The sequence below is a fragment of the Cyanobacterium sp. IPPAS B-1200 genome, from assembly GCF_001747005.2.
GTDB lineage: Bacteria > Cyanobacteriota > Cyanobacteriia > Cyanobacteriales > Cyanobacteriaceae > Cyanobacterium.
On sequence record NZ_CP182899.1, the window covers coordinates 1,595,005 to 1,608,305 of the forward strand.

General features: G+C 38.8%; 9 protein-coding genes. 5 read left to right on the plus strand and 4 right to left on the minus strand.

The window, feature by feature from the left end:
* Positions 1–287 precede the first annotated feature (287 nt).
* Positions 288–2,279, minus strand: coding sequence for an excinuclease ABC subunit UvrB (uvrB, locus tag A5482_RS07335; RefSeq protein WP_069791301.1), 1,992 nt, complete (start codon positions 2,277–2,279; stop codon positions 288–290).
* Between the two features lie 641 nt (positions 2,280–2,920).
* Between uvrB and A5482_RS07340 the strand changes: the two genes are divergently transcribed.
* From A5482_RS07340 to A5482_RS07355, 4 genes are read left to right on the plus strand one after another with little or no spacing between them, the layout of a single operon-like run.
* Complete coding sequence (locus tag A5482_RS07340; RefSeq protein ID WP_069791300.1) at positions 2,921–3,697, plus strand: RNA polymerase sigma factor SigF; 777 nt, start codon at positions 2,921–2,923, stop codon at positions 3,695–3,697.
* A gap of 53 nt (positions 3,698–3,750) precedes the next feature.
* Positions 3,751–4,614, plus strand: coding sequence for a hypothetical protein (locus tag A5482_RS07345; RefSeq protein ID WP_069791299.1), 864 nt, complete (start codon positions 3,751–3,753; stop codon positions 4,612–4,614).
* A gap of 43 nt (positions 4,615–4,657) precedes the next feature.
* Positions 4,658–4,921: a hypothetical protein gene (locus tag A5482_RS07350; RefSeq protein ID WP_069791298.1), complete on the plus strand. Its 264-nt coding sequence runs from the start codon at positions 4,658–4,660 to the stop codon at positions 4,919–4,921.
* A 3-nt stretch (positions 4,922–4,924) separates the two neighbouring features.
* Positions 4,925–5,659 (plus strand): ABC transporter ATP-binding protein, encoded by a 735-nt coding sequence (locus A5482_RS07355; protein WP_069791297.1) that lies wholly within the window; start codon positions 4,925–4,927, stop codon positions 5,657–5,659.
* Here A5482_RS07355 and A5482_RS07360 read toward each other — a convergent pair.
* From A5482_RS07360 to A5482_RS07370, 3 genes are all read right to left on the minus strand, one after another.
* Positions 5,651–9,862 (minus strand): response regulator, encoded by a 4,212-nt coding sequence (locus tag A5482_RS07360; RefSeq protein WP_069791296.1) that lies wholly within the window; start codon positions 9,860–9,862, stop codon positions 5,651–5,653. The two genes, A5482_RS07355 and A5482_RS07360, sit on opposite strands and share 9 nt — an antisense overlap.
* 97 nt (positions 9,863–9,959) lie before the next feature.
* Complete coding sequence (gene cysS / locus A5482_RS07365; protein WP_069791295.1) at positions 9,960–11,405, minus strand: cysteine--tRNA ligase; 1,446 nt, start codon at positions 11,403–11,405, stop codon at positions 9,960–9,962.
* Between the two features lie 176 nt (positions 11,406–11,581).
* Entirely contained in the window at positions 11,582–11,782 is a 201-nt protein-coding gene (locus tag A5482_RS07370; protein WP_069791294.1) for a hypothetical protein, read from the minus strand.
* Positions 11,783–11,982: 200 nt separating this feature from the next.
* Between A5482_RS07370 and A5482_RS07375 the strand changes: the two genes are divergently transcribed.
* Positions 11,983–13,245, plus strand: coding sequence for a dihydroorotase (locus A5482_RS07375; RefSeq protein WP_069791293.1), 1,263 nt, complete (start codon positions 11,983–11,985; stop codon positions 13,243–13,245).
* Positions 13,246–13,301: the final 56 nt, after the last annotated feature.

The following is a 13,301-nucleotide window of genomic DNA, read 5'->3' on the forward strand; positions in this document are numbered from 1 at the left end:
TGAACTTAAAAAACTCTCCTTGTTTATGCAAGATCCAATATGTTATCTTAGATACATACCGTCGGGCGGACGGGAATTTAACGCTTGAGGAGTAGGTTGCAAAGCCTAGCCATGAACTCGTAAGACTCGTGAGTAGCGTTAGTGAAAGGAGCTAGTTCAGCCCAAGAATCCTTCATCTTTGATGATTGGAACGTCACTCGATTTTTTATCAAAAATAAAGGGCTAGTTTTCTAGCCCTTTCAAATTTCAGACTTTAAAAATAATAGAAATTTTATCCCTCACTCCAGTTAATTAGTTCTTAATTTTGCCCTTAAATTTTTAATTTTATCTCTCATTTCTGCTGCTTTTTCAAATTCTAATTCCTTAGCGTAAGTTTTCATTTGCTCTTCAAATTGTTTAATTAAATCGGGAATTTTATCTAGGGTTACTTCTTCAATATGATTATAAACCGTTTCTAATTGTTCACTGTTTAAACGACGGGTTATATCTAAAAATTCTAAAATAGAACTACTAGATTTTTTACTAATTGACCGAGGAATAATATTATTTTTTTTGTTATAAGCTAACTGTAATTTTCTTCTTCTTTCTGTCTCATTTAAAGCTCTTTCCATGCTATCGGTTAAGTTATCTGCATACAAAATGGCTTCTCCGTTAACATGACGAGCAGCACGTCCTATGGTTTGAATTAAAGATTTTTCTGATCGTAAAAAACCCTCCTTATCAGCATCCATAATGACTACTAAAGATACTTCAGGCAAGTCTAAACCCTCCCTGAGTAGGTTAACCCCGATGAGAATATCAAATTCTCCTGCCCTCAAACCTTGTATGATTTCTATTCTTTCAATGGACTGGATTTCGGAGTGTAAATATCGAACTTTTATATCTCTTTCTTGAAGATAATTGGTTAAATCTTCTGCCATTCTTTTGGTAAGGGTAGTAATCAATACCCGCTCTTTTTTAGCTATTCTTTTCTTGACTTCTCCTAATAAGTCATCAATTTGATTTTCGGTAGGTCTAATAAATATTTCTGGGTCTAAAATACCTGTAGGACGAATTATTTGTTGGGAAATATTACTTTCTGATTGGTCAATTTCCCACTGGCTAGGGGTAGCCGAAACAAAGATACATTGATGAACTTTGTGCCAAAATTCCTCTGCTTTCAGGGGGCGATTATCTGCCGCGCTAGGGAGTCGAAAACCATGATCAATTAAGACTCTTTTTCTGGCTTGATCTCCGTTATACATTCCCCTAATTTGTGGTACGGTAACATGGGATTCATCTACTACTAATAACCAGTCTTTGGGGAAATAATCTACTAAGCATTCGGGAGATTCTCCTGGTTGTCTTCCTGCTAGGTGACGGGAATAGTTTTCTACGCCGTTGCAGTAGCCGACTTCTTGCAACATTTCTAAGTCGTAGCGAGTTTTTTGTTTTAGCCGTTGGGCTTCTACTAATTTTCCTTGTTTTTCTAGTTCGATTAGTCTAATTTCTAATTCTGTTTTGATAGAGGCGATCGCACTTTCTAACTGATCTTGAGGGGTAACAAAGTGTCTTGCAGGGTAGATATTAATCCTTTCCAATTGCTGGATAAATGAGCCATCTACGGGGTCTAAAAGGGAAATTGAGTCGATTTCATCTCCAAAAAAATCAAGGCGAATCACTCGATCTTCGTAGGCAGGAACGATTTCTAAAACATCGCCTTTGAGTCGGAAACTACCCCGCGCCAGTTCGATGTCATTGCGGGTATATTGAATGGTTACTAAATCTCGTAATAGTTGGCGGGTGTCATATTCTTGTCCTACGGATAGTTTAACCGAGGCTTTTAAATATTCTGAGGGGATACCCAAACCATAAATGCAACTGATAGAAGCCACCACAATTACATCTTGACGCTCAAATAATGAACGGGTGGCGGAGTGGCGCAACATATCGATTTCATCATTGATGGATGAGGTTTTTTCGATGTAGGTATCGGTAACGGGGATGTAGGCTTCTGGTTGATAATAGTCGTAATAACTAACGAAATATTCCACGGCATTGTGGGGGAAAAATTGCCTTAATTCTTCACATAATTGGGCGGCGAGGGTTTTGTTATGGGCTAAAACTAGGGTGGGTTTTTGGTGATGGGCGATGGCATTTGCCACTGTATAAGTTTTGCCTGTACCCGTTGCCCCTAAAAGGGTATGAAAGCGATCGCCATTTTCCAAGGCTTCGATGATGGATTTGATGGCGGTGGGTTGGTCTCCTGTGGGTTTAAAGGGCGCTCGTAGTTGAAACATCAAATCAAAAGGATTTTAGGGCAATTATTTATTGTACATGGTGAGCGGTTCATTGGTATTACCCACAATGAATTGAGTGACTAAATAAAAATTATTTTAAAACTTGTTAACTATCAAAAATAAAGATAGCAATTATAAATAAATTGATAATAAAGTACCACCAATAATTTGAAAGAAAAAAGCTTTATGTCTTGAAAAAATATCATTAATCATTAATGATTATGACTATGCAACCATCGTACAAAAATGCCTAAAATCAATTCTTCATAATTGATAAGTAATAGAGTGTGAGGCTTGTTTCATAAATAGATTTACCTTTTCCTGTGATTTGGCATATCTTATAAGTGCAGTTAGACTACCATAGCGATATAAACATGATATAGTGGTATTAAATATAACAAAATAAAAGAATCTTTAGTCATAAGTTATAAAACTTAATAAATATTTGTAAAGTGTCCGTAAAAATAGCTAAGTATTGCATTTTTTAAAGTAAACAAAAACAGTAAAAATACGGTTGTGTAAATAGATAAAAGTAACATATGATGTAAACGTGTCTTGAAAGATTCGTTAGCCTAACTAAGTTATTACCGAGACAGCCATCGGATAATTTGGATAAGAATTTCATAAGCAGAGATAAGAAAATGCCCATAAAATCTACCACTCAGTACAAAACAGCCAACGAGGAATTATTTGCACTCTACGCCGAAAACAAGGATCAAAGAGTTCGCAATCGTATTGTAGAGTTAAATTTAGGTTTGGTAAAAAAAGAGGCATCCCATTGGACAAATCAATGTCAAGAAAATTTTGATGATTTGTTACAGGTTGGTAGTCTCGGTTTGCTAAGGGCGATCGAAAGATTTGACATAGAAAAGGGTTTTGCTTTTAGTTCTTTTGCCCTTCCCTACATTCGGGGAGAAATTCAACATTATCTCAGAGATAAAGGTTATTCTGTCAGGATTCCCCGTCGTTGTTTAGAATTAAAAAATAAAGCGAATCGTGTGGTCAGAGAGTTAAGAGAAGAGTTAAAACGTCAGCCTAATGATCACGAAATTGCCAGAAAATTAGGAGTATCCTTAGGGGAATGGCAAGAGGTAAAACTAGCTTATAAAAATAGAGAGCCTCTGAGCCTTGATGCGAAAACCAGTCAGGATGAGGATAGATCTACTCTTGGGGAAATGCTCCCAGATTCTCAGTACCATAGCTTTCAGTTAGTAGAAGAAGATAAGATCAGAATTCAAGGTGCTTTATCTCAATTAGAAGATACTACCCGCAAAGTATTAGAATTTGTTTTTTTACAAGATTTAACCCAAAAAGAAACCGCAGAGCGTTTGGGGGTTAGTGTTATTACTGTGTCCCGTCGCATCAAAAAAGGTATTAGTAGCATGAGAGGAATGATCCAACAAGATGAATTTGAGTAAAATATATTTAAGGATTATTGTTAAAATAGTCTATCAAAATTCACTTTTTTTCTATGAATAAAATATCTATTTTATTGCTCTCTAGTTTGTTATTTTTGGGGGGATGTACCATTGGTAATAATGAGGATGATTTTTCCCAAGATATTCCTCCTATTCCCCCAGCCCAAGAACCCCAAGACGATGGGGAAGATTTTGATGTTCCTGTGGCGGTGGGTACTGTTGGGGATATAATTCCTTCTACGGATCCTGAGACTAGATTAAGACAAATCGAAGATGGCAGAAGTGATCCTTTTGCATTGCCAACCGGACCCCGGGTAACTATTCAAACAGTTCCTCAAGAAATAGAAAATGGTGCCACTACACAACCTGATGGAACTGCCCCTGGAACAGTTCCCCCCGGTGGAACTCCTCCCGGCGCTATGGCACCTGATGGAGCCCCTCTTCCTCCAGGGACAACATTACCCGATGGAACTATCGTAGGACCTGGTGGAATTCCTTTACCTCCAGGAAGCACCATAGGCCCTGATGGCACCATTATTGGACCAGATGGAGTTCCTATTGCACCTGGGGAAGTTGCTCCTCCTCCCCCACCACCACCGACTTTTGCAGAAAGAATTTTGATTTCTGGGGTGATGGATGTGAATGGACAGAATGTTGCGATCATTTCTACTCCTGAGGGAGGTTCTACTCGCACGGTAAGGGTGGGAGAGTCTCTTATGGGTACTGATGGTATGGTAATGGTTAGGGCTATTAATATTAACCCTGCCGAAGGTCAGTCGGTGCGGTTGAAGGAGGGATTATATTTCGTAGAAAGAAATTTAGGTGCTTTAGAAGGTACTGTGATTTTTGAGGAAATGGGTAAGAGGGTTACTCGTCAAGTGGGGCAACCTGCTCCCGTGACTGAGGCGCAGTCTTAATACTTAGTTTTGATGATCATTTTATTGTGTGCAGGAGTAATACATGGAAAGAGTACAAAGAAAGATAAGGTGCGATCGCCTTCCGTTGGCTATATATAGGGAAGTGGCGGCTCATCTAAGACAGATACAGGGCATTGAGGTGAGTTTATTAGAACAAACCTCCCAAGAATTTGAATATTTACAAAGTCAGGTGGGGGGCTTACTGATAGAGTATGATGGGGATCTCCCTACCAAGGAAAACGAACAACTAGAATCGATTTTAGCTTACTATGCAAGTAAGTATAATTCATGGTCGAACCTTACTTAGAGAATGGAAAACAAAGATTCTAGTTTAGATAATTGTTTAATCAAGTTAGAAAATATCTATAAAATTTATGGCAGTGGTAACATAGAAGTGGTTGCCCTGTCCGATGTAAATTTAACCATTGAGCCGGGGGAATACTGTTCTATTATGGGAACTTCTGGCTCTGGTAAATCTACGATGATGAATATTTTAGGTTGTTTAGATAGACCTACCAAGGGGGAATATTATCTTAATGGGGATAATGTGGCTTCCTTATCATCTCGGCAACTAGCCATAATTCGGAATCAAAGAATTGGCTTTGTGTTTCAGCAATTCCATCTTTTAGCCCAATTAAGTGCTTTGGAAAATGTAATTTTACCCATGAAATATGCAGGGGTATCCCCCGAAGAACAAAAAGCCAGAGCAGTGGAAGCCCTGACAAAAGTAGGTTTAGAAAATCGTCTCCATAACCGTCCTAATCAGCTGTCGGGAGGACAACAACAGCGGGTTGCCATCGCCCGGGCGATCGTCAATAGACCCCTAATCCTCCTCGCCGACGAGCCCACAGGAGCCTTAGATTCAGAAACAACCAAAGAAGTAATGAAAATTTTTGAGGACTTAAACCAAGAAGGAATGACCATAATCTTAGTTACCCACGAACACGAAGTTGCCCAACTCACCAACCGAGCCATCCAATTTTCAGACGGCAAAATCATTCACAATAACTATAAAATCCCTTCCCTAACCCATCAATCAGTTTAACTTCTGTAACTGCTCCTTCATCAAATCCTCCACATGGTCATATTCCGCCAAAATCAAGGGCAATAACTCCCCCATTGCCTTCATGTTGCCATCGGAGGTGTGGGCTTCCACTTGACGACACAAGTCGGATAAATAGGTAGCTCCCAAAGTAACACTACTAGACTTAAGAGTGTGAGAACTAATTTTAATTTGTGCTAGGTCTTGTTTTTCTACCCCTAATTTAAGACCTTCCATTAACTTAGGACTATCTTCTAAATAGGAATTGATTAAATCTTGGAAAACCTCTTCAAAATCTTCCTCCCCTATCATGTCCTTTAATTCAGCAATTATATTTTGATCTAGTTCAGTCATTGAGCGCTTGATAACAGGTTTTTCTTTCTGATAACTATTATTAAATATAACGGCAGAATCAGATCGTTTCACCGTTTTTAACTTTTCAATGAGAGCTTCCACCCTTACAGGTTTCGATAAATAATCATTCATTCCTGCCTCAATACACCTCTCTCTATCCCCTTCCATGGCATTAGCTGTCATGGCAATAATTTGAGGGGGTTGTCCGTAAAAATCATTACTCGCACTATTCCAGAGAGTCCGTATTTGACGAGTAGCGGTTAAACCATCCATTTCTGGCATTTGTACATCCATTAAAATGAGGTCATAGGATTGGCGGCGGAGGGTATCTAATACCTCCAAACCATTGGCTACCACATCAGCACGATACCCCAAACGTTTAAGAATATTAGTAATTACCTTTTGATTGATAATATTATCTTCGGCAATGAGTATCTTTAAAGGAGTTGTAATGGCCAATTCTTGTCCTCCCATGGAATCGGTTAAGGAAATAGGAGAAAGTTGATCTGGCTTTGCTTTGAGGGCAGGATTTTGGATAATTTTGGACAAGATATAATAAAGTCTTGATTGTTTTATGGGTTTAATGAGGGTTGCCGCCCAATTGACTTGCTCGAGGGCTTTTTCGATTTCAGCGTGTCCGATGGAACTCAATAATATTAAAGGAGTTGAGTGATATTTTTCCGTGGCACTAATAGCTTTAGCAAGGGTTACCCCATCCATTTTTGGCATTTGCATATCAAGAATGGCTAAGTCGATGTCTGGTTGCTCTTGATCAATGAGGGTGAGGGTTTCTTCCCCTGAAGCGGTAACGAATACTTCTAGTCCAAATTTATTACACTGACTGAGCAACATACGACGGTTAATTTCATTATCATCCACCACTAAAACTTTTTTGCCCCTGAGCAATGAATTGTTCATTTCCATAGAGCTAGGGATGTCACTGGAAAATCTGGTTTTGATAGTGAAACAGAATTTTGAACCTTTTGTATCGCTATGGGAAGTAATTTGCCACTGAGGAGGGCAATCTCCTGCCACATGACCTTGACTTTCTACCCACATTCTACCCCCCATTAGGTTAACTAATTTTTGGCAGATGGCTAAACCTAATCCTGTGCCGCCATAGTTACGAGTGGTGGAGGCATCTACTTGGGAAAAGGCTTTAAATAATTTGTCCATGCGGTTACTGGGAACACCAATACCCGTGTCTTCTACCACAAACAATAAGTAACCCTGTTGACTATCAGAAAGATGGGGGGAGTCGATGTTGACGGATAAAATAACTTCTCCTTTGGGGGTAAATTTGACGGCATTACTGAGCAGGTTTACTAATACTTGTCGCAAACGAGTGACATCACCAATGATGGATGGGGAAATATCTGGATCAAGGAAGTAAACTAATTCGATATTTTTTTGGGATGCTTTGGGGGCTAACAAGTCCAGGGATTCTTCTACTACTTGATAGAGGGAAAAGGGTTGTTTTTCTAGTTCTAGTTTTCCTGATTCAATTTTGGAGAAGTCTAGTATGTCGTTGATGATACTGAGCAAACTATCGCTACTGGTGCGGATAATCTCGGTAAATTCTTGTTGCTCTGGGGTTAATTCGGTGTCGAGGAGTAAGCCTGTCATACCGATGACGGCATTCATGGGAGTGCGGATTTCGTGGCTCATGGTGGCTAAGAATTGACTTTTGGCGAGGTTAGCTGCCTCTGCTTGTTCTTTGGCAATTCTTAATTCCTGTTCTACTTTTACTTTGTCGGTGATGTCGGTAATGGTACCGACTAGGCGATAGGGTTTCCCGTTACTGTCGAAGTCTCTTTTTCCTTTGGCTTGTACCCATACATAATCACCGTTACGATGTTTGAGGCGGTGAATGTTTTGATATAGTTCTTTTTTGCTGTTTAAGTAGAGGTATATTTCTTGGAGATTATTTTCTTTATCTTCTTGATAAATGCGTTCAAACCAAGTATCGAGGATACTAGGAAGGGGGTTTTCTTCGTAGCCGATAATGCGCATCCATGCGGGGGAATAATAAACTTCGTTGGTGTTTAAGTTCCAATCCCAGATACCGTCATTGGTACCTGAAACGGCTAGTTCATAACGTTCGTCTTTTTCCCTTAGTCTTTGTTCTATTTCTTGTTTTTTTTCTATCTGTAATTCTAGTTTTTCGGTGTTTAGTTGTAGTTCTCTGGTGCGCTCTGCTATCCTGATGGCAAGGTTTTCTTTTGATTCTCTGAGTTGGGTAAATTTTTCTCTTAAGACTATTATCATTGATTGATAATTGCTGCTGAGAATTTCTATTTCTTGGATGGTGGTTTTTTCCCATTCTAGGGATTGGTCGCTGGTAATTTTTTCTGGTAAGTCTGTGGTGATTTTTGTTAAACTTTTGATTGGTTTAACTATGTTTTGACTGATTTTGTACGCTAGGAAAAAGGTAATTAAAACTATTACCATCATGATGGTAAGGAGTCTTACATAATATCTTTGCAGACTATCTACATAAGGACGGGTGGGAACGCTACTGATAATGTCTAGGGGGAGGTTTTCGGGGATGGGTATTTGTTTAAAATAGCTTGATTCTCTCCATCGAGACATGATGGGCATTCCTCGCACTATGGGTAAAGATTGATAGATGCCTTCGTCTGGATATTGGTTGTTGTAACGGGGCGATCGCACTTCATGATTATCATCAGTTTCTAAGCTAAAAAACTGATTTGTTGTGTGGTGAGAACTAGCACTAAAAAGAATTTTATTTTGTTCCCCTAAAAGGTACATATCAGTTTGAAAAACTGTAGCATTTTCATTAAGAAATGTTTGAAGAGAGTTAATATTAATGGCTCCATAAACAAGACCAGACCATTGACTATTTTTGGTAATAGAACTAACAAAACCGATGTGTTGATTTTCATTTCCTACATCGCTGTGAAGTTCGGTAATTAAATTTTGTCCATTAAATTTTGAAATAATAAAATGATCTGTATTACTTATATCTACTCCGATTAATTCTGTTCTTCTAACTTGATATTTAGAAACAGCATCGATAATAATTCCTTGTTCATCAGTAACGTAAATTGTGTCAAAATAGGGTAATATATTTACTATTAAAGAAAGGTTATTTTCTCTATTATCATCTCCATTACTGGACTCTTTTTCGGCTAACAGGGCGATCGCCCTTTGATTATCCTCTTGCCATAAATTAATTTTATTAGTAAAACTCTCCGATACTTGATTTAACCTAGAAATTATCTGACCTTCTATTTCTTGTAACTGATGATTACTCGCTATAATGCTAAATAATAGCAGAGGAATAAAAGTGCAAATAATTAATAAATTAAATAGGGTTTGCTCAAAAGGTAAAACTAACTTTTTAGTACGAACTTTTAATATCTTATTTAAAGGGAAATAGTAAATAAATATACTGGCTATAATCGCATTTAAAATGCCATTTATAGTCTGCTTAAGAATAATTAAAAGCACCCCTAGTAACGATACTTTTAAAATGTACAAATAAGATATGATAATTAGAGGAGTTGCAATAATTAACCAAAATAAAGTAGTTAATAGAACTAAACTTTTAGATTTTTTTTGCCAAAAAAAGTTAACCGTAAAGGCTTCAAGAGTGTAAAGAATAACAGAGTAAATATGTCCCCATAAAAAGTAGGTATGTACCCCTGCAATAAAACCTGCGACAGTACCCCAAAACTTACCATAATAGTAAGAAATTAACCATACAAAAATAGTCCCAAAAATAAAATCTATACCAAAAAATAATCTTAGGTTAAGGTAGTTACCCAAATAAGCAAAAATTATCAGGGCAACTAAACCAACATTAATTTGTTTAACCTTATTTTTCATAGTAGAAAATAGAGAAGAAAAGAACAGGTATAAGGTAAGGGGGAGGTATCATAATCTATTATACCTGTCCTACATTCCAACACTTTTAATTATTGTTTCAGCGATGCCATTTTGTCACACCTCCAGCCCCGTCAATGAGGGTGATTCCTTGTTCTTTTAATATATCCCGAATGCGATCGCCCTGAGCAAAATCTTTATTTTTACGGGCAGTAATTCTTTCCTGCACAAGATTTTCTATCTCCTCATCACTCATGTGGCTTGAAGTAGTATCAGATTGTACTGCATCTAGCTTTAACCCTAACACATCAGCCAAAGTCGTTAAAGTATGCCATTTATCCCCCAACTCTTGAGATGATATGGTGGTTTTACCCTCATGAACCATAATATTTGACTCTCGACGCAAATCCTTTGCTAAATCAAATAAAATGGCTACCCCTGCCGCAAAATTAAAATCTCGATCCACCTCTTGACAAAAACGCTCTTGAACAGATTTAATCATGGTATGCTGGGTTTTTTCTGTCCAATTTAAGGCTCCACCATGCTTCAAACCAAACTGTAAACCTTCCCCTAGGGTATGCCAACCATTAGTAGCCGACTCCATGGCATCCTTAGTAAAATCGATGGGTTTACGATAATTAGCCTGTAAGACAAATAACCGCACTGCCATAGGCTCGTATTGTTCTAAAAGCTCTCGGATAGTAATAAAATTACCCAAAGACTTGGACATCTTTTCCCCTTCAACCTTTACCATGCCATTGTGCATCCAATAGTTTGCTAAGGATTTCCCTGTAACCGCCTCCGATTGGGCGATTTCGTTTTCATGGTGAGGAAAAATAAGGTCATTACCACCCGCATGAATATCAATGGTTTCCCCCAACATATCCCTTACCATGGCAGAACATTCGATGTGCCAACCAGGGCGCCCTTTACCCCAAGGGGAATCAAAACTAGGCTCCCCTGCTTTCGCAGATTTCCAGAGGGCAAAATCAGAGGAATGTTCTTTTTCTACCCCCGACTGATTTACTCTACCCCCTGCCCCTGCTTGTAAGTCTTCTAGTTTACGCCCTGATAATTTGCCATAGTCAGCAAACTTATGAACAGAATAATAAACATCCCCTCCTTTTTCGTAGGCATAGCCTTTTTGTTCTAATTCCCACACTAATTTTTTGATCCCGTCAAGGGCATGGGTAGCACGGGGATAAGCGTTGGCAGGGGTGACATTTAGCTTTTCCATGTCTTCAAAGTAGGCTTTGATAAAACGCTCTGATACTTCTTCCATGGAGCTATTTTCTTTTTTAGCACGGTTTAAAATTTTATCGTCTATGTCAGTAAAGTTTTGGATATAAGTAACTTTGTAGCCGCGCCATTGTAAATATTTTCTCACCACATCCCACACAATACAAGTACGAGCATGACCTAAATGACAGTAATCATAAACAGTAATACCACAACAATACATTTTTACTTCATTTTCGCAGACGGTTTTAAATTCTTCTTCTCGATTGGAAAGACTGTTGTATAAGGTAATTTTACTGTTGATCATTTTCCCGTTATTTCGTAAAGGCAATATTTAGTATTTTACAGTAGTTTACCAAGAGCTACCCATTACACATTTTACAAAAAAAACAGAGACGCAGAATACTACGCCCCTAGAGTAAATTAACCATCATGAATTGGAAATTAATAACAATGAAAAATAATTAATCAATATATTTTTTTCTAGCTAAAAGAAGCACCGCTGCGATCGTAGGTGACACGAAAGCTAGAATTAGGTTTACCCTGAGTACCCTGGCAATGTTGAGAAGCATCAATATCCATACCGATTTCTGATGCAACTCTTCCTAACATGGATTGTTGACGATTTTTTATAGCGTGGTGATGACGCATCATGAGACGACGGGCTTGGTTTTCGGTATTCATATTTTTTCTCCTATCTATCAATTTCGTTAAAATTTTTTCTTAATTGATCCTATTTAAACATTATTTCTGTATAAAATGTTACATTTTACTGTTTTGTTTACAAAAATTAATTTTGAAGAGGAGGAGATTTGAACGTAAAATGGTAAGTCGGACAAGGAAGAGAAAAAAGATTTTCTGCTCCCTCATAAGTAAAAGTGTTAATGACGGTGAAACCTAACTCTCGAATTTATCGACAGGTGAGAATATTAGATCCTGTTTGTGCAGTGGATAATGTTACTGATGTTTTGGTGATAGATGGCAAGATTGAGCAAGTGGGCAATAATCTTGGCTATGATGCCGAGTCGGTAGGGGTGATGGAGGGGGATAATTTAATTCTTGGGCCGGGGTTGGTGGATATATATAGTAGTAGTGGGGAGCCTGGTTATGAGGAAAGGGAGACTTTAGAAAGTCTTGCGGGTGCCATGGAAGCGGGGGGATTTAGTCGCACTGCTATTTTGCCTAATACGATTCCTGTGATGGATAATCCTGCTACCTGTGCTTTTTTGGAGGCAAGGGTGAGGGATTTATCTCCTCGGTTTTATCTGTGGGGGGCGCTAACTAATGGCTTGAAAGGGGAGGTGATTGCGGAGTTGGCTTCTTTGGCGGAGGCTGGAGTGGTGGGTTTTACGGATAATATGCCCTGTGACAATCTTTTGTTGTTACGAAGGATGTTGGAATATGCTCACCCTTTCGATTTACCTGTGGCTCTTTCTCCTAGTAATGTGCAGTTGCGGGGGGCTGGGGTGATACGAGAAAATAGTACTTCTGTTCGCCTAGGTTTGATGGGTTGTCCTGCGGAGAGTGAAACCATTGCGATCGCCTCTATCGTTGAATTGGTAGCTCTGACTAAAACAAAGGTTCATTTAATGAGAGTTTCCACCGAGCGAGGGGTAAAGTTGATTGAACGGGCAAAGGAGGAAGGTTTACCCATTACTGCCAGTGTTAATTGGCATCATCTTTTGCTCAATAGTGAGGCGGTAGAGAGTTACGACCCAAATTTGAAGTTAGAACCCCCTTTAGGGGCAGAAAATGACCGTCTAGCCCTGATTGAAGGCATAAAAAATGGAGTCATAGATGCCATCGCCGTTGACCATACCCCTTATACCTATGAAGAAAATACTGTCGCTTTTGCTCAATCACCCCCCGGGGCGATCGGTTATGAGCTAATATTGCCTTTATTATGGGAAAATCTTGTGGATACGGGGCAAATCAGCGCCCTTAAACTCTGGGAAGCCCTCAGCGTTAATCCTCTCCGTTGTCTCAATCAAAAGCCCATCAGTTTACAACAAGGGGAAAAGGCAGAGTTAATTTTATTCTCTCCCGGGCAGTGTTGGCAAGTTACCCCCCATAGCTTACAATCCCTATCTAGTAATACCTATTGGTTGAATCAAGAAATTAGGGGAAAAATCAAGGTGAGGCAATAGGCAATGATAAATAAAGATTTCTTCTTTTCCTCATGTTCTACCTTTGAAAGGGGAGA

Excerpts from the sequence above, each read along its gene's own strand:
- A5482_RS07340 (WP_069791300.1), top strand. The coding sequence starts at position 2,921 with ATGCCCATAAAATCTACCACTCAGTACAAAACAGCCAACGAGGAATTA.
- A5482_RS07350 (WP_069791298.1), top strand. The coding sequence starts at position 4,658 with ATGGAAAGAGTACAAAGAAAGATAAGGTGCGATCGCCTTCCGTTGGCT.
- A5482_RS07375 (WP_069791293.1), top strand. The coding sequence starts at position 11,983 with ATGACGGTGAAACCTAACTCTCGAATTTATCGACAGGTGAGAATATTA.
- A5482_RS07355 (WP_069791297.1), top strand. The coding sequence starts at position 4,925 with ATGGAAAACAAAGATTCTAGTTTAGATAATTGTTTAATCAAGTTAGAA.
- A5482_RS07345 (WP_069791299.1), top strand. The coding sequence starts at position 3,751 with ATGAATAAAATATCTATTTTATTGCTCTCTAGTTTGTTATTTTTGGGG.
- cysS (WP_069791295.1), bottom strand. The coding sequence starts at position 11,405 with ATGATCAACAGTAAAATTACCTTATACAACAGTCTTTCCAATCGAGAA.
- A5482_RS07370 (WP_069791294.1), bottom strand. The coding sequence starts at position 11,782 with ATGAATACCGAAAACCAAGCCCGTCGTCTCATGATGCGTCATCACCAC.
- uvrB (WP_069791301.1), bottom strand. The coding sequence starts at position 2,279 with ATGTTTCAACTACGAGCGCCCTTTAAACCCACAGGAGACCAACCCACC.
- A5482_RS07360 (WP_069791296.1), bottom strand. The coding sequence starts at position 9,862 with ATGAAAAATAAGGTTAAACAAATTAATGTTGGTTTAGTTGCCCTGATA.